This is a genomic window from Kitasatospora sp. NPDC002965 (genome assembly GCF_040611255.1).
In the GTDB taxonomy this organism is placed as follows: Bacteria; Actinomycetota; Actinomycetes; order Streptomycetales; family Streptomycetaceae; genus Kitasatospora.
This window is the reverse complement of sequence record NZ_JBEXNT010000045.1, coordinates 1-20,328: the sequence shown is the minus strand read 5'-3', so window position 1 is coordinate 20,328 and position 20,328 is coordinate 1. Positions and strand designations below refer to the sequence as shown.

The following is a 20,328-nucleotide window of genomic DNA, read 5'->3' as shown; positions in this document are numbered from 1 at the left end:
GAACGGAGGGCCGGGGCGGGCCCTTCGCGTCCTCCTACTCCGCCGCGAGGTGGTCCGCCGCCGCGCCGACCCGCCCGCCCGCCACGCCCGCCTGCGGCTGGCGGCGGGCCGGTTCCCGGCCGGGCGGCTGGCTGCACCGCTCCTGGGCGGGCGGGGCGGTGGTCGGCAGCGAGACCGGCTCACCGGCCTTCACCTGGACGGCCTCGCCGTCGTGCCGCAGGTGGATCACCTCGCCGCGGCGCAGCGTGTAGGTGGTCTCGTCGTGGCCGATCCGGACGCCCAGCAGCTGGCCGCGGACCAGCAGGGAGAAGCTGAGCCGCATCAGCCCGCTGGGCAGCCGCGGCCGGAAGGAGAGCGTCTCGCCGTGGTCGCGCAGACCGCCGAAGCCCGCCACCAGGGCGACGCACGCCCCGGCCAGCGAGGCCATGTGCAGGCCGTCCCGGGTGTTGCCGCCGAGGTCGTGCAGGTCCATCAGGGCGGCTTCGGCGGTGTAGTCGTACGCGAGGTCGAGCTGGCCGACCTCGGAGGCGATCACCGCCTGGGTGCAGGCGGAGAGCGAGGAGTCGCGGACGGTCAGCCGCTCGTAGTAGGCGAAGTTGCGGGCCTTCTGCTCGTCGGTGAAGGCGTCGCCGCGGACCTGCATGGCGAGCACCAGGTCGGCCTGCTTGACCACCTGCTTCCGGTACAGGTCGAAGTACGGGTAGTGCAGCAGCAGCGGGTAGTTCTCGGCCGGGGTGTTCTCGAAGTCCCAGAGCTGGTGGTCGGTGAAGCCGTCGGCCTGCGGGTGGACGCCGAGGTTCTCGTCGTACGGGACGAACATCGCGGCGGCGGCGTCCCGCCAGGCGGCGGTCTCCTCGGTGTCGACGCCGAGCGCGGAGGCCTCGCGCGGGTGCCGGGCGGCGGCCTCGGCGGCGGCGCGCAGGTTGGTCTGCGCCATCAGGTTGGTGAAGACGTTGTTGTCGGCGACGGCGCTGTACTCGTCCGGCCCGGTGACGCCCTCGATGCGGAAGTTGCCGGCCGCGTCGTGGTGGCCGAGCGAGCGCCACATCCGGGCCGTCTCGACCAGCAGTTCCAGCCCGTACTCGCGCTCGAACTCGACGTCCCCGGTGGCCCGGGCGTACCGGGCGACGGCGGCCGCGATGTCCGCGCCGATGTGGAAGGCGGCGGTGCCGGCCGGCCAGTAGCCCGAGCACTCCTCACCGCGGATCGTCCGCCACGGGAACACCGCGCCGGCCAGGCCGAGTTGCGCCGCCCGCTCGCGGGCCAGCGGCAGCGTGGTGTGCCGCCAGCGCAGCGCCTGGTTGACGGCGGAGGGCAGGCAGTAGGTGAGGACCGGGAGGACGAAGGTCTCGGTGTCCCAGAAGCTGTGCCCGTCGTAGCCCGGTCCGGTCAGCCCCTTGGCGGGGATGGCCCGTTCCTCGCTCCGGGCACCGGCCTGGAGGACGTGGAAGACGGCGAACCGCACGGCCTGCTGGAGTTCGACGTCACCCTCGATCTCGATGTCGCTGGTGTCCCAGAACTCCTCCAGGAACCGGGCCTGTTCGGCGACCAGGCCGTCCCAGCCGGTGTACCGGGCGGCGGTCAGCGCGGCCTCCACCTGGTCCCGGACGGCCGGCTGCGAACGGGTCGCCGACCAGCCGTAGGACATGAACTTCACCAGTCGCAGCCGCTCCCCGGGCCGGAGCACGGTGGTGACGCTGATCCGGCAGTGGTCGTCCTCGGACTCGGCCACCGTGTCCAGCCGGTCCGGGCCCTCGATGACGTGGTCCATCCCGGCCGCGACCCGGATGCCGCTGTACCGGGTGCGGTGCACCAGCACGGCCTTCGTGCCGCCCGCGTGGCTCACCTCGGCGAGCAGCGGAGCCTCCAGGACGGCGGCGGCCCGCGGGTCGCCGTCGGCACCGCCGGGCAGCTGCTCGTTGGCGACCAGCTCGGACTGGAGCACGATCCGCACCGGGCCGTCCACCGCCTCGACGGTGTACTCGACGGCGGCGATGGCCCGCTGGGTGAGCGAGACCAGCCGGGTGGACTCGACCCTGATGGTCCGCCCGGCCGGGGAGGTCCACTCGGCGGAGCGCCGCAGCAGCCCCTCCCGGAAGTCCAGCCACCGCCGGTGGCTGAGCAGTTCGCCGTACCTGAGGTCGAACGGCTCGTCGTCCACCAGCAGGCGGATGATCTTGCCGTTGGTCACGTTGATGACGCTCTGGCTGGACTCCGGGTAGCCGTAGCCGCCCTCCCCGTACGGCAGCGGGCGCAGCTCGAAGACGCCGTTCAGGTAGGTGCCGGGCAGGCCGTGCGGCTCGCCCTCGTCCAGGTTCGCCCGCAGGCCGATGTGGCCGTTGGAGAGGGCGAAGACGGACTCGGCGCGGGCCATGGCGGCCAGGTCGAGGCCCTGCTCGGCGATCTGCCACGGGTCGACGACGAAGGGCTGTTCCTGGCCGGTCATGCCGTCTCCTCGGGGATCAGTTCGGCGAGGTCCCGGACCACCACGGTGGCGCCGTCGCGGCGCAGTTCGTCGGCCTGGCCGGCGCGGTCCACCCCGACGACCGCGCCGAAGCCGCCGGCCCGGCCGGAGGCGACCCCGGCCAGCGCGTCCTCGAAGACGGCGGCGTGCGCGGGCTCCACGCCCAACGACCGGGCGGCGGCCAGGTAGGTGTCCGGCGCGGGCTTGCCCGGCAGTCCCTCCCGCTTGGCGACGACGCCGTCCACGACGACGTCGAAGAACGCCTCGATGCCGGCGGCGCGCAGCACGTCCCGGCAGTTGGCGCTCGACGAGACGACCGCGGTGGGCAGGCCGAGGGCGCGCAGCCGGCGCACGTACGCGACCGAGCCGTCGTACGGGCGGACGCCCTGCTCGCGGATCATCCGCAGCACGGTGTCGTTCTTGGCGCGGCTGACGCCGTGCACCGTGCGGGCCCCGGGCGGGTCGGCGTCGGTGCCCTCGGGCAGGTCGATGCCCCGGCTGTGCAGGAACGCGCGGGTGCCGTCGAGTCTCGGACGGCCGTCCACGTGGGCGTCGTAGTCGGCGACGGCGTCGAAGGGAACGAACGGCCCGCCGGTGCGGGCCGCTTCGGCGCGCAGGAGGGCGTCGAAGGTGTCCTTCCAGGCCGCGGCGTGCACCGTGGCGGTCTGGGTGAGCACCCCGTCGAGGTCGAAAAGGAAAGCGCGGATGTCGTCCGGTAGCCCCAGCATGGGTGCAGTCTTACCCGCGAACGCGAACCTAGCCGCCCATTCCCGGCGGCGCGTCGCGGGAACGGGCGGCCGGGGGCCGCGCCGGGGTCGGTCAGGGCGAGTCGGGGGTGGCGGTCACGGCGAAGACGGCGCCCTGCGGGTCCTGGACCACCGCCATCCGCCCGGCCTGCATGTCGAACGGCGGCTGGATCACCGCGCCGCCCGCCTTGACCAGGGCGTCCACCGTGGAGTCGGTGTCGTCGACGGAGAAGTACGTCATCCAGTGCGGGGGCGTGCCCGGCGGCAGGTACCCGGCGACCGGCTGCATCCCGCCCACGGTGTGGTCGCCGACGTTGAGGGAGTAGAACCCCGCCATGCCCTGGATGGTGCCCGGGCGCAGGCCGAGCGCCTGCTGGTAGAACCGGCCCGACGCCTCGGTGTCGGTGGTGTTGAGCTCGTTCCAGACCAGTGCGCCGGGCTCGTTGACGACGCCCGCGCCGATGAACTCCAGCTTCTGCCAGACCCCGAAGACCGCGCCGGTCGGGTCGCCGGCGACCAGCATCCGGCCGGTGTCGCCGACCTCCATCGTCGGGTACACGATGGTGCCGCCCGCCTCGGTGATCGCCCGGCCGGTCGCCTCCACGTCGTCCGAGGCCAGGTAGGTGGTCCAGCCGACCGGCGGCAGCGGCTGGCCCTCGGGGGCCGACCTGCCCATGATCCCGGCGACCGGCCTGCCGTTCAGCGAGCACACGGAGTAGCCGCCGAACTCGGGCGGCCCGACCTCGCCCTGCCAGCCGAACAGGTCACGGTAGAAGTCGAGTGCGGCCTGCTGGTCGCTCGCCATCAGGTCCACCCAACACGGGGTGCCGGGCTTGTACGGTGCGGTGACTACGGGCATTCCTGGGCCTCCCAAGCGATGGTCCTCCGCCGCGGCCGGTCCGGGACGCCGCGGCCGACCGGCCGCGCGACCGAACGGCCGTACACCGCCCACGATCGCCTCGCGCCCGCGATCCCGCCACCGGACGGCGCCCCGGCGGGCGACCGCTCGGCGGGGCGGCCGGGGCGGTCACTCCTCGTGGCGGACCCTTCGGGCCGCGGCGGCGCGGGCGGGTCGGCCGCGCGCCGGCCGGGGGAAACGCGCACCGACTCGGGGCAACGCGCGCCGGCCCGGGGCAACGCGCGCCGGTCCGTGCCAACGCACGCCGGTCGGCCGGTCAGCCGCCGGAACCGTAGGTCGTGCCCTCGCAGAGGTTGTCGTCCGCCGAGCGGGTGTCGTTGATGACGCTGGTGGGCAGCGGAGCCGGCTCGGCCGGGGTGGCCGGCGCGGCCGAGGCACCGGGGGCGGTGGCGGTGGCGTCCGCCGTCCCGCCGTTGGCCGCCGCGAAGTCCTTGCCGACGATCACCGTGATCCCGGCCGTCTTCCCGGCCGCGACGGAGGCCCCCGGGAACAGCTCGGCGACCTTCTCCGCGTTCGCCCGCTGCCCCGTGCCGTACTCGATCATCGTGGTCGCGTACTTGGTGTTCATCGCCGCGCCCATCCTGGTGGCGGCGAACTTGGCCGTCTTCAGCAGCTCGGCCGCCTTGCCGTCCATCCCGCGGGAGACGGTGCCGTTGTAGACGCCCACCTTGATGCTCTGGTTGGCGGTGTCCGCAGCCGTGGTGGCGGCGGCGGGGGTGGTCGGCGCGGCGGGCGCCACCGCCGGGGTCGTGGCCTCCGCGGGCTGCTCGCCGGTGGCGTTCTGGCCGTCGATGGTGCGGTCGGCCTTGATGGTCGCCCAGAGCTTGTCCGCGTCGGCCTTCACGAGTTCGAGGGCCTCGTCGGTGCGGATGCGCCACGGTGCGGTGACGAACTTGAGGTCGTGCATGTCGATGTCCTTCAGCGAGAGACCGAAGGACATCAGTTTGTCGACCGAGCCGAGGCCCTCGTCGACCGTCAGCGACTTGGTGGCCGCGTCGGCGAGCGGCAACAGGTTGGTGGGGGTGAGTCCCTGTTTCTTGATCTTCGAGGCGAGCGAGCTGAGGAAGGCCTGCTGGCGTTTCATCCGGCCGATGTCGGAGCCGTCGCCGATGCCGTGACGCAGTCGCACGTAGTCGAGCGCCTGCTGGCCCTGCACCTTCTGCGGACCCCTCTTCAGGACCACGTCGCCCTTCTTGGGCAGCTTCTGGTTGAGGTCCTTCTCGTAGATGTCCTCCGGCAGGCATATGTCGACGCCGTCCACCGCCTTGGTCATCGCGGCGAAGCCCTGGAAGTCCACCACGATGGTGTGGTTGACGAAGATGCCGGTGATCTTCTCCACCGCGTTCTGGGTGCAGGCCGGGTTCCCCGTCTCCGACCCTCCGGTCGAGAAGGCCTCGTTGAACTTCCCGACGTGCTCCTTCGTCCACTGCCCGTTCGCCTGCTTGCACTTGGGCAGGGTGACCAGGGTGTCGCGCGGGAACGAGATCCCGACCGCGTGTTTGTGGTCGGCGTAGACGTGCAGCAGGATCGTGGTGTCCGAGCGGGCGCCGCCGTCCTCGCCGCCGCCGAGGTCCGCGTTGCCCTTGCCGCGGCTGTCCGAGCCGATCAGCAGGATGTTGACCGGCTTGTTGCCGTTGGCGTCCGCCGCCGCCTCCGGCGGGCGCTCGGCGGCGACGCCGTCCTTGCCGAAGGACTTGATGTTGCCGTTGAGCTTCCAGTAGATCGCGCCACCGGTCCCGGCGATCAGCACCAGCGCGCCGGCGGCCGACCAGGCGGCGATCTTCTTGACGTTCCGCTTCGGCTTCCGGCTCGCCCGGGCCGCCGCGCGTCCGCCCGCCGGGGACGCACCCGCCGGGGACGTGCCCGCCGGAGACGTGCCCGGTGCCGCGGTGCCGCCCCTGTGCGGCCCGGCCTTGGCGGGCCCGCCGTTGCCCGGCCCGCCCCTGCCCTGCGCGGCCCGCCGGGCCTCGGCCCGTCCACCGGTCCGCGGCGGCGGCACCGCACCGCCGGCCGCGCCGCCGTCCGTCAGCGCACCGGGCGCGTCGTCGCCACGAGCCGGGCTCTCGCCCCACTGACCTGACATGCGTGCACCTTTCACTGCCGGACGCCGCGCCCCCCTGCGACCGGACGCACTGCACACAGAGAAGACGGTCGAGACCGCCTCCGGGTTGCACATACGACGGTCGCAATAACGGACGGGCTCCCCGGCACCACCCCCGGGCGCCCGTTCCGCCCCACCGGTCCGCCGGCTCCCCGGGAGATTCACCCGGAGCGTACAAATCGCCCATACGAACAACCTGGCCTCGTCACAGGCCCCGCCCCGCACGCCGCCGGGGGTGTCCAGTGACGGGTGCATGCTTTATGTTGCACAGGCAGCACACGGGGGAGACGGCAGGCGGCGAATGGCACGGGACTACGACAGTCAGCTCCTGGAGTCGGTGGCGGTACGCCGCCGCAGGATGCGGGACTCGCTGCTCTTCGGCGCGGAGCGGGTGCGCCGGGCGGCGGACGAACGGCTCGGGAAGGTGTTCGCGGGGATCGCCATCGCGGCCGTCCTCTGCGCGGGCTGCGTCGGCTGGTCGTTCCTCCAGGCCACGCTCGCGAAGCAGAAGGCGGAGCAGCAGAAGCAGCAGCAACGCCAGGTGCAGCCGTACGGCGGGCCGACCGGATCGCCGGGTCCGGCGCCGACGGCGAGCCCCTCGCCGTCGTCCGGCCCGACCGGGCCGTAGCACCCCGGACATGGCAGCGACGTGGAAGCACTGGTCCGAGAGGTCGAAAAGGGCGCGATGATAGGTTCCCACAAGTGGTGAGCACAGCAACGACTTCCCCGGCACGGCAGAGCAGGGTGACCCTGATCGGGGAGCGACGCCAGGCCGACGTGGTCCTGCCCGCCGACACCCCGATCGGGGTGCTGCTCCCGGACATCCTGCAGCTGCTCGACGACCGGACCGCGTCCCGGCCCATGGCGCGTCAGCTGATGACGCCGGACGGCTCCGCGCTGCCGCACGACAGCACCCTGGAATCGGCGGGGGTCGCCGACGGCGCCGTCCTGCGCCTCGTGCGGACCCACTCCGCGCCGCCCGCCCCGGTCGTGCACGACGTCATCGACCTGGTGGCCGACGACCTCAACCTCCAGGCCTGGCGCTGGCGCCCGGCCGCCCGACGGGGCAGCGCCGGCGTGGCGACCGTCGCCTTCGCGGTGACCGCCGCCCTGCTCGCCCGGCGCGAGTTCGCGCTCGACGCGCTGGCCGGCGTCCTGCTCGGCCTCGCCGCCGCGCTGGCGGTCGTCGGGGCACTCGTCGCCCGGATCGGGAAGGGCAACCGGGGCCTGGCCACCGCGCTCCTGCTCGCCTCGGGCGGACTCGGCGTCCTCGGCGCGTGGAGCGCCGCCGACGCCTTCGACTGGTCCGCGAGCGTACGGCTGGCCGCCGTCGCGGGCGCGCTGACCGTGACGGTCGCACTCCTCGGCGTCCTCTCCCCGCTCGGCCGCGGCGGTCTGATCGGCGCCGTCTCCGTCGCCGCGATCACCGCCGTGTGGGAGGCCGTCGCCGCCACCGGGGCCGACCCGGCCCGGATCGGCGCCGTGATGGCGGTGTTCTCCGTGGTGCTGCTCGGACTGCTGCCACGCCTCGCGCTGATGGGATCGGGGCTCACCGCGCTCGACGACCGCCGCTCCGGCGGAGCGTCCGTCAGCCGCCACGAGGTGGGCAACGCCCTGGCCGCCACCCACCGCGGGCTGGCGCTCGCGACCATCGCGACCGCGGTCTCGGCCGCCGGCGCGGGCTGGCTGCTCACCCTGACCGCCGAGCCGGACGTCTGGACCGTGGCGCTGCCGTCACTGGTCGCCGTGGTGCTGCTCTCCCGGGCCCGGGCCTTCCCCCTGGTCGCCGAGGTCGTGGCGCTGTTCACCGCCTCGGGGGTCCTCGTGGTGCGCCTGGCGCTGCTGTGGATGCGGCACGGCGGGGGTGCCGGGGCGCTGGCCGTCCTGTGCGCCGCCGCGCTGCTGCCGCTGCTCGTCCTGGCGGTCCAGCCGCCCGAGCACACCCAGGTCCGGCTGCGGCGGCTGGCCGACCTCGTCGAGTCCGTCGGGATGGTGGGGCTGTTCCCGCTGGCCGTCGGGGTGTTCGGGGTGTACGGGCAACTGCTCGACAAGTTCTGAACCGACGTCGAAGTCGGTTTCCGAGTCAACGCACAGGAGCTCCGGGCGGGGCGGTACGTGGAGTGGAAGGGGCGGTTGCAGGCATGCCGAACGGAGAGAACTGGCAGGGCGACGTCCTGCGCGATCTGAGGGCCCCGGTGCCCGGCCCGACGCCGGACCAGGCGCAGGCCCGGGCCCAGGCGCAGGCCCAGCTGCAGGCCCTGGACCAGGCCCAGGCCACCGCCGCGCAGAGCTTCGCCCAGGCCCTCACCGCTCCCGAACAGGGGTCGGCACCGGGATACGAGCAGGGATACGGACAGGCGTACGGGCAGGGGTACGAGCAGGCCCCCGCCGGACAGCCGCAGGGCGCCGCCCCCGGCCGGCAGGCCGTCGCGCCCCGGTCCCCCGACTCCCGGCCCACCGTCGACCGGAACCTCGCCGCCGTCGCCCGCAAGCCCCGCAGCGGCGAGGCCCTCGCGACCCGCGTCGCCCGCGCCGTCTGGAAGAACGTCTCCAAGTCCGCCGCCCGCGAGGTCGCCGAGGCCACCCGCACCGCCGAGATCCTCCAGCAGCCGGTCACGACCGGCCGCCAGATCGCCGTCACCTCCATCCGCGGCGGCGCCGGCAAGTCCACCGTCGCGGCGCTGCTCGGCACCACCTACGCGCACTACCGCAAGGACCCGGTCCTCTTCGTCGAGGCCGATCCGGCGCTCGGCTCGCTGCCCGTCAAGCTCGGCGCCGAGACCGTGCGGTGGACCACCAGCGACGTCGCCGACATCGTCAAGCCGCAGATGTCGCTGCTCGACGTCACCGGCTACCTCGTCCAGCTCCGCAACAACTCCTGGCTGCTGCCGGGAAGCCAGGGCCAGATCGGCACGATGCTGGACGCCCGCGGCTACCAGCGCGTCATGGTCGCCCTGCGCCGCTACTTCGGCATCACCGTCGTCGACTGCCAGACCCTGCCCGCCGAGGTCGCCCGCGTCGCGCTCTCCGCCTCCCAGGCCCGCGTGCTGACCACCCCCGCCACCCTCGACGGCGTCGCCAGCACCCACGAGGTCCTCCAGTGGATGCGCGGCCTGCCGCCGCACGTGATCGCCGGCACGGTCGTCGTCGTCACCGAGCAGACCCCGCACTCCGGCGTCGACCTCGACGCCGCGGTGCGCACCCTCCGCTCCACCGGCACGAGCGTCCACCTCCTGCGGTACGACCGCCACCTCGCGGCCGGCGGCACCATCCGCACCGACCTGCTCACCCGGGCCACCCGGACGACCGCCACCCGGCTCGCCGCGGACGTCTTCGAGCTCTCCCAGAAGCGCCACTGACGATGAGCACCCGACTGATCCACCGCCCGGCCAGGACCGTCAGGCCCCCGGCCGCCCCCGAGGCCCGCACCATCGAGGCACCGCCCAACCTCCCCGAGGGGAAGGCCGGCAACATCGCGATGTCGCTGCTGCCGGTGGCCGGCGTGATGTCCTCGGTCGTGATGATGACGGTCGTCCGCAACAGCCAGTTCGCCGCCCTCGGCGCGCTGGTCCTGGTCGTCACCGTCATCGGCTCCCTCGGCCTGGTCTTCTCCCAGCGCGGCAAGGCCCAGCGCACCCGCCGCACCCAGCGCGAGGCGTACCTCTCCTACCTGGAGGACCTCCGCGAGGAACTCGCCGGCGAGGAGCGCGACCGGGGCGAGCACGCCGGCGTCCTCAACCCGCCGCCGCCCGCCCTGTACGACATCGTCCGCGACCCGGCCCGGCTGTGGGAGCGCCGCCGCGTCGACGGCGACTTCCTGCGGGTCCGCGTCGGCACCGGCGAGATGCCCGTCCGGGACCTGCGGATCGGTCAGCAGAGCTCGTCCGTCCTCACCCCGCCGGACCGCTTCATGCTCAACGAGGCCTCGGCGCTCACCACCCGCTTCCGCACCGGCACCGAACTCCCGCTCACCGTCCCGCTCGACCGCGTCGGCGACATCAGCGTCGTCGGCCCCCGCGAGGACTGCCTGCGCGTCGCCCGCGCCCTGCTCGTCCAGACCGCCGCCCTGCACGCACCCGACGACGTGACCGTCGCGCTCGCCGTGCCCGGCGACCGGCTCACCGACTGGGAGTGGGCCAAGTGGATGCCGCACCTGCTCGACACCGAGCAGCTCGACGGTCCCGTCGCCGCCCGCCGCATCGCCCCCTCCGTGGCCCAGCTCGCCCAGCAGCTCGGCCCCGAACTGCGCCGCCGCGCCTCCTACGCGGCCGAGGTGCGCCGGGGCCTGTCCGGCCAGGACGCCCTCTCCATGACCTCCCGACTGCTCGTGATCGCCGACGGGCACGGCGACGACGCCGTCGACCTGCCGCTCCCCGACGAGGCCGTCGGGCTGCGGGAGATGGGCGTCACCGTGCTGCACCTGCTCGAACAGCGGATCCAGGAACCCGGACAGATCGGTCTGCGGATCACCGTCGACGGCGACCGGGTGGTCATCGAGGACCTGCGCGAGGAGCAGCCGATCAGCGCCCACGGCACCGTGGACGAGGTCGGCGTCCCCTTCGCCGAGGGCCTGGCCCGGATGCTCGCCCCGCTGCGGCTGTCCGCCGAGTCGCTCGTCGACGCCCCGCTGTCCGGCCCGGTCGACTTCGCCGACCTGCTCGGCATCGACGACGTCGCCCGCCTCGACCTCGGCCGGCTCTGGGCGCCCCGCGGCGAACGCGCCTTCCTCCGCGTCCCCATCGGCATCAGCGACTCCCGCGAGCCCGTGCTGCTCGACCTGAAGGAGTCCTCCGAACTGGGCATGGGGCCGCACGGCCTCTGCGTCGGCGCCACCGGCTCCGGCAAGTCCGAACTGCTGCGCACCCTGGTGCTCGCCCTCGTCGCCACGCACCCGCCGGAGGACCTCGCACTGGTCCTGGTCGACTACAAGGGCGGGGCGACCTTCGCCCCCTTCGCGGAACTGCCGCACGTCGCCGGCGTCATCACCAACCTGGAGAACCAGGCGGGCCTGGTCGAGCGCGTGCACGCCTCGCTCGCGGGCGAGGTCAAGCGCCGCCAGCAGGTCCTCAAGGACGCGGGCAACGTCGCCGACATCGGCGCCTACGCCGCCCTGCGCGCCGAACGACGGCCCGATCTGGACCCACTGCCGCACCTGTTCGTCGTCATCGACGAGTTCGGCGAACTCCTCACCGCCAAGCCCGACTTCATCGACCTCTTCCTGTCGATCGGCCGGATCGGCCGCTCCATCGGCGTGCACCTGCTGCTGTCCAGCCAGCGCATCGAGGGCGGCAACCTGAAGGGCCTGGACACCTACCTGTCCTACCGGCTGGGCCTGCGGACCTTCTCCGCCGACGAGTCCCGCACCGTCCTGGACACCACCGACGCCTTCCACCTCCCGCCACTGCCCGGCTTCGGCTACCTCAAGGTCGACACCAGCCACTACGAGCGCTTCAAGGCCAGCTACGTCTCCGGCGGCTACCGGGGCCCCGTCCAGCGCAGCGAACAGGAACAGAGCGGACCGCTCGCCCTGGAGTACCCGGCGTTCAACAGCATGTCCCGGCCCGAGGGCCAGGAGCAGCGGGAGCCGGCCACCCGGCGCCGCGAGACCGGCCCGACCGAACTCGGCGTCATCGTCGGACAGCTGGAGCACGCCGCCGACCCCGCCCGCCAGATCTGGCTGCCGCCGCTGCCCGGCGCCGTCCCGCTCGACGCGATCGCGGGCCCGCTGGACGTCGGTCCGCGCGGGCTGCAGCTCGCCCGGCGGCGCGGACGGCTCCAGGTGCCGCTCGGGCTCCTCGACGACCCGGCGAAGCAGTGGCAGGGCGAGTGGTTCCTGGACCTCACGGTCGCGGGCGGCCACGCCGCCGTCATCGGCGGCCCGCAGTCCGGCAAGACCACGCTGCTGCGCACCCTCGTCCTCTCGCTCGCGCTGACCCACACCCCGCAGGAGGTCGGCGTCTACGGCCTCGACCTGGTCGGCGGCGGCCTCCAGGCCCTGTCGGGGCTGCCGCACGTCGGCGGCATCGCCGGCCGCGCCGACCGCGAACGGGCGGCCCGCACGGTCGAGGAGGTGCGGACCATGCTCACCACCCGCGAGAACGTCTTCCGCGACCACAACATCGACTCCGTCGAGCAGCTGCGCACCCTGCACGCGGCGGGCCGGCTGCCCCGGCTGGCGTCCGCCGAGATCGTCCTCGTCATCGACGGCTTCGGCGCGCTGCGCGACGACTTCGAGGACCTCGACGACGCCGTCGTCGACATCCTCAAGCGCGGTGGCGGCTACGGCATCCACGTGGTGGCCGGCATGCTCCGCTGGAACGACGTCCGCATCGCCACCCAGTCGAACTTCGGCACCCGCGTGGAGCTGCGGCTCAACGACCCCACCGAGACCAGCATCGAGCGCAAGCTCGCCGCGACCCTCGCCGCCGACGAGCCCGGCCGCGTCCTGACCGACGGCCGGCTCTTCGCCCAGGTCGCCCTGCCCCGGACCGACGGGCTCGCCGACACCGCGGAGCTGGGCACCGTCCTGGAGCAGACGGCCCGCACCGTGCGCGCCACCTGGAGCGGCGAGGTCGCCCAACCCGTCCGGGTCCTGCCGCACGTCCTGGAGCCGCACCTGCTCCCGGGGCCGGTCGCCGAGCCGAAGCGGGTCCCGCTCGGCCTGGACCAGGCGGCGCTGGAACCCGTCCTGCTGGACCTCTTCCGGCACGACCAGCACCTGTTGGTGATGGGCGACAGCGAGTGCGGCAAGACCAACCTGCTGAAGACCCTCGCCGCCGGCCTGATCGAGCGGCACGGCGCGGACGAACTGGTCTTCGCCGTGATGGACCCGCGGCGCAGCCTGCGCGGCGTGATCCCGGAGGAGTACAGCGGCGGCTACGCGTACAACGCCCGGATGTGCGCGGGCCTGGCGGCCGGCGTCTCCACCGAGCTGGAACGCCGGCTGCCCGACGAGAACGCGCCGCTGGACGCGCTGGAAGCCGGCAGCTGGGGCGGCGGCCCGCGGATCGTGGTGCTCGTCGACGACTACGACGTGCTCACCACCGCCGGCCAGAGCCCGCTCGAACCGTTCCTGCCCTACCTCCCCTCGGCCGCGGACATCGGTCTGCACTTCGTGCTGACCCGCCGGGTGGCGGGCGCCTCGCGCGGCATGTACGAGCCGCTGGTGCAGGCCCTGCGCGAGTCGGGGGCGACCGCGGTGGTGATGGCGGGCGACCGCGGCGAGGGCCAGCTGTTCCCCGGGGTCTACGCCTCCCAGCAGCCCGCGGGGCGCGGGGTCCTGGTCCGCCGGGGGCAGGAGAACCGCCTGATCCAGACCGTCTACACGGCCGACTGACCGCACCGCCCGTCCCTTCCGCGCGTTCCCCGCGTCCTGGACACCCCGGACGCCCCGCACAGCCGAACGCGTGCCCGCCCGACCGCTCGCGCGCCTGCCACCCGTACGACCGCCACCCCGAAGGACCTCACGACCCCATGACCAAGGACGTCATCACCCTCACCCCGCGGATGCCCGACCCCTGGAGCGTGCTCGCCGGCCTGCTCGCCGGCGGGCCCGACAAGCTGGTGAACACGGCGGGCGAGGACGCGGTCATCCAGCTCTGCGACGAGCAGGGCCGGCCGCTGCTCTCCGTCGAGGCGCCGCTGCTGGTGCAGGTCCGGGGCGAGGCCGAGCGACTGCTCGGCGCGAACCCGCCGCGGGTCCCGTTCTGGTGGACGGAGGCCCGGGCCACCACCGGCGTCCCGGACGCGGAGCGGCTCGCGGGCGCCTTCGCGGCCCGGCTGGCCTCCCTGTCCGGGGGCAGCGCGTGGCCGCCGCAGGCCGCGCGGTCGACGGCCGTGGTGGAGACGGCGGGCCTGACCGCGGCGCCGGCGCCCGCCGCCGCCCAGCCCGCCGTCGACGTACTGACCGACAAGGTCGCCGTGGTCATCATGGACCGCCCGGTGGTCGCCATGACCGCCTGGCTCTCCGACGCCTTCCGGGCCGCCGCCGCCAGCAGCCGGGGCCTGCAGATCGTCACCCCCGCCGGGACGACGCTCTCCCCCGCCGTCCTCGCGAACCTGCCGGGCTGGCCGTCGCGCTGGGTCGTCCAGGACGATCGCGACGGCTACTACGACGGGCACACGGGCGCGGTGCTGCGCTGGCAGGAGGGCATGTTCGCCACCGTGGTGCCGGCGGACGCCACCGCCGACGATCCGCGCACCCCGGTGGCGGCCGCGTACCAGGAGGTCCGGGCCTGCGCCGAACGGCAGTTGGCGGTCACGTTCCGGACGGTCCACCCGGCGGACGACCGGCTGGTCCTCGGCGGCGCCCTGGAGACGGTCTGGCGCGAGCTCACCGGGGAGCCCCCGGCCGGCTGGGGCACCGCCGAACCCGCCAACCTGCCCTGGTCCCTCAGGCGGCTGACCGACCTCGCGCACTCGCGGGCGCCCGAGCCGACCTGGTTCGTGGTGGTCGGCAGCCCGGAGCGGCCGGGTCTGGCCACGCTGAAGGTCACCCGGACCAAGGCGGGGGTCGAGGAGGACGTGACCCTCGCGTTCGGCTACGGGGCCGACGAGGAGCCGCCGTTGGACGCGCTGCCGGGGGTCGCGGAGACGCTGGTCACCCGGCACCGGCTCCAGTCGATGCTCCTCCAGCTGCGCAGGGCCCGCCGCGACCTGGCGGTGCCGCCCCGCTTCGAGGGCCCGGGCGTGCCGCTGGCCTTCGTCCTCGGCGCGGAGGAGGTCCGGGCGCTGCCGGACGACCGTGCCCGGCGCACGCCGCTGTCGCAGCAGCCGGTGGCGCTCGGTCCGAAGACCCGGCCCGCCTACTACTACCCGCTGCCCGGGGACCCGTCCGACCTCTCCGGGTGGGCCGACTTCGAGCGGCTGGTGCGGCATTTGAAGGGCGCGTGAAGTCACCTTCACCTTGTCATATGTTCGTCACGGTCCCCCCCGACAGCTTGCGTTGTCGGGGGGAGTTGATAGAACGTTGGTAGCAAGTTGGATAGACATTCATTCGGTCGAGCGGACGGGGGAGCGGTATGAAGTTCGACATGGGGACGCAGGCGCTGACCAAGCTGATGTCCGGGTCCCGGACGTCGAGTGCGGACCTGGGCACGCTGATCAAGCAGCTGGTGCAGGCCGCCCAGCCGCTGGAGGGCAAGTTCAACGGCCAGGGCAAGGTCGCCTTCGACTCGTTCAAGTCGCGGTCGGACGAGATCACCCAGGCGCTGAACTCCTCGCTGTCGGCCATCCTGGGCGGCCAGTCGGGCATGGAACAGGCCTTCGGCTCCGGCGACCAGGAGCAGGGCCAGAACGCGAAGCAGCAGATGGCGTCGGCGAACTTCGACGCGGCCCGCTTCTCGGGCAGCCGCTGACGAACGGCCCCGGAGCCTTCGTCAGAACCTTGGAACCACAACGGGGAGTGATGTGTGATGGCCGGTGGAACGGACCGCCGTTCGTACGACTCGGGCGCCTCGACCGAGGCGCAGCGCAACCTCCAGCTGGTCATCGGCCAGCTGGAACAGGTGATCGCGGCGCGTGACGCGCAGGTGAAGGCCGCCATCGCGGACTTCACCGCCGACGGTGTGGCGGACGACTACCACGCCAAGGAACTGCGCTGGAAGAACGCCTCGCAGGAGGTGCGGAACATCGTCCAGCTGCTGAAGACGACGCTGGAGCAGAACGACGGCACGGCCCAGCAGACGCTGGCACGGGCGAAGGCCGCCGTCGCCAACATCGGCTGAACACGGCCGAACGGGTTTTGCCGGACGGTCTGACAACGGGGGTTGTTGATGGTTGCTTGGGACATCAAGCCACAGGGCGTACAGGGGCAGTTGAAGACTGTCGGCGGGCATGCGGGTGATCTGGAGACAGCTCTGAACACCCTGATGACGAACCTGTCCCAGGCGGCCCAGAACGCGGGCACCGCCGTGCCCGGTTCGCAGTCGGAGACCCGCCTGCAGGGGCCGGTGCCGGTCGGCGCGCCCCCGTTGTCGCAGAAGGCGATGGGCCCGGTCGCGGCCGCGCTGAGCCAGTACTTGGAGGGCCGGAAGGCCGAGCTGAAGTCGATGTCGGAGCGGATCGAGGCGTGCCTGCGCGGCGCGGTGAAGGCCACCAACGAGTACCTCGAAGGTGACCTGACGGCGGCGAAGCAGGCCCAGGACGCGGCGCGGGCCATCAACCTGGAAGCCCTGCGCGACCAGCCGGGGGGCAAGAAGTGACCGACAACAAGCCGGTCAACCCGTCCGAGGTCCCGGTGTTCACCGGGAACCTCGCGCTCCTCGACGCCAACGTCAAGGCCATCTCCACCAGTGGCCCCGCCATCTCCACCGCCACCGGCAACGTCCACACCAGCTTCGGCGGCCTGCGCGCCTTCTACCAGGCGCCCGAGGCCGAGCAACTCTTCGCGACCACCAAACCCGTCCAGGACCTCGGCCTCAAACTCAGCACCGACCTGTGCACCATCGCCGGCGCACTCGGCACCTACAGCCGCGACGCCGCCCCCATCGTCAAGAAGCTGCAGGACCTCAAGCACGAGGCCGAGACCTTCCGCAACAAGGCCAACAGCGACGACAAGTGGCGCGAGGACGGCGACCTCGTCGACGAGAACAACGACCGCCGCAACGAGATCGCCGAGGTCTGGACCCAGTTCCAGGCCGTCGAACGCGCCGCCCACGCCAAGATCGTCGCGCTCGTCGGCGGCTCCCCGCTCAAGGTCAACGACGGCTCCAACGGCAAGGACATGTACGGCTACGACGCCGAGGCGTTGAAGCAGTCCAAGACCCTCCCCTGGGGCGAGGCCGTCGAGGAGTCCATCCCCTGGTGGCAGGTCTGGGAACACGCCTGGGAGTTCGGCAAGGGCGTCATCGTCGACGGCGTCTGGGGCACCCTCGTCGGCCTCGGCACCCTCGTCGGCTTCCAGGGCTGGGACGCCGCCGGCCAGGCCTGGACCGGCCTCGCCAAACTCGCCACCGGCCTCGCCATCACCGCGATCCCCGGCGTCGGACCGCTCTTCCTCGCCGTCCCCGACGACAAGCTCCCCTCCTGGCTCCGCGACTCCCGCACCGCCATGAAGGAGACCGGCAAGGCCCTCCTCGCCTGGGACCAGTGGGGCTCCAACCCCTCCCGTGCCGCCGGAGCCGTCACCTTCAACGTCCTCACCACCGTCTTCACCGGCGGCGCGGGCGGCGCCGCCTCCGGCGCAGGCAAGGCGGGCGCCGCCGCCAAGGCCATCTCCCTCGCGGGCAAGGCCGGCAGGGTCATCGACCCGATGACCTACCTCTTCAAGGGCGCCGGCGCCGGTTTCACCAAAATCGGCGACGTGATGACCAGCCTCAAGGGCCTCGGGAAGTTCGAAGTCCCCACCATCAACATCGACAAGGCCGTCGCCCTCCCCGAAGGCGCCCTCAAACTCCCCGACGGCACCATCCGCATCCCCAAGAACGTCGCCGTCCCCGACGGCGCGTTCAAGGTCGGCGACGACACCGTCAAATTCCCCAAGAACACCACCACCCTGCCCACCGGCACCGTCAAACTCCCCGTCGACGGCCCACCGCGGTTCATGGACCCCAAGGGCAACATCTACGACGCCGGCGGCAACATCACCCAACACGTCGACGAGGCCAAGCCCGACATCGTCGACAGGCCCGCCAAGGACCACGCGCCCCTCAAGACGGAGACCCCCGTCAAGGTCGACACCCGCGAACTGGTCGGCGCCGGCGCCCGCGGCGGAAACGACGGCATCCGCCTCACCTCCGACGTGTCCGGCCCCGTCAACGTCGCCGACCACGTCCCCACCGGACGCGTCAACCCCGACAACTTCCCCACGGGGCGGGTCAACCCGGCGGACAACTTCCCCACGGGACGCGTCAACGCCGGCGACAACCTCCCCGGCGGCCACGCGGGCCACGGCCCCAGCAACGACCTCAACGCCCCGCGCGGCGGAAGCGGCGACAGCCCGGTCACCCCCGGCACCCACGGCACCCACGGCACCCACGGCGGGGACGGCCCGACCACGGGCGGGTCCCACGGCAACGACGGTCCGGGCGGCGGCGGGTCCCACGGCAACAACACCCCGGGCGGCGGCGGCTCGCACGGCAACGACGGTCCGGGCGGCGGCGGCTCGCACGGCAACGACGGTCCGGGCGGCGGCGGCACCCACGGCAACAACACCCCGGGCACCGGCCCGGCCGGCACGGCCGACAACGCGGCCGGCGCCGGCGACAACGCCGCGACCCCGCGCCAGCCCGTGCCCCGTCCCGCGACCATGCTCGACGGCCCGAACCCGTACGGGGAGCGCGGCCGGCTCGACAAGGGCCAGATCGAGGAGATCCAGGTCTACCGGGCCAACGAGGAGCCCGGCTACTTCGAGGACCACTACAACATCCTCGGCCGCCGCCTGAGCGGAAAGCCGATCGACGAGAGCGGATTCCCCCCGCCGCAGCTCACCAAGCTGTCGGAGGACGGTCCGTGGATCCGCGCCAAGGACTCCCCCGAGGCGCCGGACCCGCACTACCTCGACATCGACGAGGTCCCGCTGGGCGCGGACAAGGTCACGGATCCCGTCCGGCTCAAGATCCTCGACGACCTCGCGCTGAAGCAGCAGAACGCCATCAAGTGGGACAACCTCGTCACGGACTGGATGAACCGCACCGGTCATCCGGACGCCCAGGGCGTCTACCGGGCGTCCCACACCGAGATGGGGACCGCCGCCGAGGCCTTCGGCGAAGGCGCCGCCAAGTACCACTTCGTCGCCGAGCACTACAAGGGGTTCGAGAGCGAGACCCTCCTCGGCCCGAAGAGCGGCAGCGACCAGTTCGACCAGGTGTGGGTGCACGAGGACGGCCGCGTCCTGGTCATCGAGGCCAAGAGCGGCCCCAAGACGGAGCTCGGCAAGCGCGACCTCCCCTCGCCCTCCGGCATGCCCGGCGTCAAGGGCCAGGCCGTTTCCCAGGGAAGCCGGGAATACTTCCTCGACATCCTGCGGGAAATGACCAAGCGCGGCGAAACGGACCTCGTCGAGAAAATCGAAAAGGCGCTCGACACCCCCGGCAAGCTCGACTATGTCGTCGTCAAGGGCGACTACAACACCGGTAGCTACAATGGCCTTCTGTACCAGAGGTTCGACATCAGCAAGGGGACTCTTCCGTGACCGTGACCGTCGAACGCCATCTGGTGCCCCGCCCCGATGCGGAGGCGTTCGCCGACCGGCAGAGCCAGGCGGTCTCCGGTCGGGTCGACCGGCTCGAACGGTCCGCCGAATCGATCGACTTCGCCTTCAGCACCGCCGTCCTCGCGTTCCAGTCCCACATCGCCGCCGACCCGGAAGGCAGCCGGCTGGAGACCTGGCAGGCCGCGGTCGTCGCGATGCAGCTGGGCGACGCCCTGTTCGCCGTGACCGGGACGGACGAGGGGACGGTCGAGTGCTTCATCGAGGACAAGCAGCGGACCGTCCAGGCGATCGGCCTGCGGAAGTTCGCCAACGCCGGGAACTGGTTCAGCGCGTTCTGGCTGGCCGTCATCTGCCGTGACCGGCAGCGGATGACCCGGCTCGCCGAGATCCCGCTGGAGCGGCTGCGCGCGGCCGAGGGCGCCTACGACGAGTTCGTCTTCCACTGGGTCGACGTCCAGCAGACCTACTGGCTCCGCCGGCCCGAACTGGTCGAGAAGCTCACGGCGGCGTTCGCGACCGCGACCCCCGAGGCCTCGCCGAACACCCCGGTCGACGCGCTGCAGGGGATCATGTATCCCCCGCTCAACCTCTTCTACCACTTCGTGCGCGGGCGCAAGGAGGAGTTCGGCCCCGCCCTCGCCGAGGCCCTCAACCTCCACAAGGCCTACTGGACCCTGGACGAGGACCGTGCCACCGACGTCGACGGTGCCCTCCCCCTCGGCCCGTTCGCCATGGCCTGCCTCGCCTACGACGGCAAGTTCCCCGTCGGCGTCGAGTCCGGGTACCTCCCCAAGTACATCCTCGAACGCTTCTGGTACGGCGAGTTCCCCACGTGATCCGGCGCCACCTCCTCCGCGCGGACAGCGCGGCCGGAGCCGTGGCGCACGGGCGGCGGACGTGAGGAAGCCCGGACGTGAAGAGGCCCGGGCCGGACATCGTCCGGCC

Annotated in this window: 14 protein-coding genes; 10 read left to right on the top strand and 4 right to left on the bottom strand. The window is 72.9% G+C overall.

The window, feature by feature from the left end; all coding sequences use genetic code 11:
- Positions 1-34: 34 nt before the first annotated feature.
- The 4 genes from ABZY91_RS19105 to ABZY91_RS19090 form a co-directional block, all read right to left on the bottom strand.
- Entirely contained in the window at positions 35-2,446 is a 2,412-nt protein-coding gene (locus tag ABZY91_RS19105; protein ID WP_355403739.1) for a glycosyl hydrolase family 65 protein, read from the bottom strand.
- A complete protein-coding gene (locus ABZY91_RS19100; RefSeq protein WP_329878602.1) occupies positions 2,443-3,192 on the bottom strand; it encodes a beta-phosphoglucomutase family hydrolase in 750 nt (249 codons plus the stop codon). The genes ABZY91_RS19105 and ABZY91_RS19100 overlap by 4 nt, the downstream gene beginning before the upstream one ends.
- 91 nt (positions 3,193-3,283) lie before the next feature.
- Positions 3,284-4,069, bottom strand: a complete 786-nt coding sequence (locus ABZY91_RS19095) for a VOC family protein (protein WP_355403737.1) — start codon at positions 4,067-4,069, stop codon at positions 3,284-3,286.
- 316 nt (positions 4,070-4,385) lie between these two features.
- The gene (locus ABZY91_RS19090; RefSeq protein ID WP_355403735.1) at positions 4,386-6,212 is read right to left on the bottom strand and encodes an LCP family protein; all 1,827 of its coding nucleotides are present in this window, start codon (positions 6,210-6,212) and stop codon (positions 4,386-4,388) included.
- A 319-nt stretch (positions 6,213-6,531) separates the two neighbouring features.
- Here ABZY91_RS19090 and ABZY91_RS19085 point away from each other — a divergent pair, with 319 nt between their 5' ends.
- From ABZY91_RS19085 to ABZY91_RS19040, 10 genes are all read left to right on the top strand, one after another.
- Entirely contained in the window at positions 6,532-6,858 is a 327-nt protein-coding gene (locus ABZY91_RS19085; protein WP_329878608.1) for a hypothetical protein, read from the top strand.
- Between the two features lie 74 nt (positions 6,859-6,932).
- Positions 6,933-8,288 (top strand): type VII secretion integral membrane protein EccD, encoded by a 1,356-nt coding sequence (gene eccD, locus ABZY91_RS19080; RefSeq protein ID WP_355403733.1) that lies wholly within the window; start codon positions 6,933-6,935, stop codon positions 8,286-8,288.
- 83 nt (positions 8,289-8,371) lie between these two features.
- On the top strand, positions 8,372-9,589 hold the full coding sequence (locus tag ABZY91_RS19075; RefSeq protein WP_355403731.1) for a MinD/ParA family protein: 1,218 nt from the start codon (positions 8,372-8,374) through the stop codon (positions 9,587-9,589).
- Positions 9,590-9,591: 2 nt separating this feature from the next.
- On the top strand, positions 9,592-13,566 hold the full coding sequence (gene eccCa, locus ABZY91_RS19070; protein ID WP_355403729.1) for a type VII secretion protein EccCa: 3,975 nt from the start codon (positions 9,592-9,594) through the stop codon (positions 13,564-13,566).
- A 137-nt stretch (positions 13,567-13,703) separates the two neighbouring features.
- On the top strand, positions 13,704-15,122 hold the full coding sequence (locus tag ABZY91_RS19065) for a DUF6177 family protein (RefSeq protein ID WP_355403727.1): 1,419 nt from the start codon (positions 13,704-13,706) through the stop codon (positions 15,120-15,122).
- 128 nt (positions 15,123-15,250) lie between these two features.
- Entirely contained in the window at positions 15,251-15,586 is a 336-nt protein-coding gene (locus ABZY91_RS19060; protein WP_329878615.1) for a hypothetical protein, read from the top strand.
- A 57-nt stretch (positions 15,587-15,643) separates the two neighbouring features.
- Positions 15,644-15,955, top strand: a complete 312-nt coding sequence (locus tag ABZY91_RS19055) for a pore-forming ESAT-6 family protein (protein WP_329878617.1) — start codon at positions 15,644-15,646, stop codon at positions 15,953-15,955.
- Positions 15,956-16,003: 48 nt separating this feature from the next.
- Positions 16,004-16,432 (top strand): DUF6507 family protein, encoded by a 429-nt coding sequence (locus tag ABZY91_RS19050; protein WP_329878619.1) that lies wholly within the window; start codon positions 16,004-16,006, stop codon positions 16,430-16,432.
- Entirely contained in the window at positions 16,429-19,362 is a 2,934-nt protein-coding gene (locus ABZY91_RS19045) for a hypothetical protein (protein ID WP_355403725.1), read from the top strand. The genes ABZY91_RS19050 and ABZY91_RS19045 overlap by 4 nt, the downstream gene beginning before the upstream one ends.
- Entirely contained in the window at positions 19,359-20,219 is an 861-nt protein-coding gene (locus ABZY91_RS19040; RefSeq protein ID WP_329878623.1) for an immunity 49 family protein, read from the top strand. Before ABZY91_RS19045 ends, ABZY91_RS19040 begins: the two co-directional genes overlap by 4 nt.
- Positions 20,220-20,328: the final 109 nt, after the last annotated feature.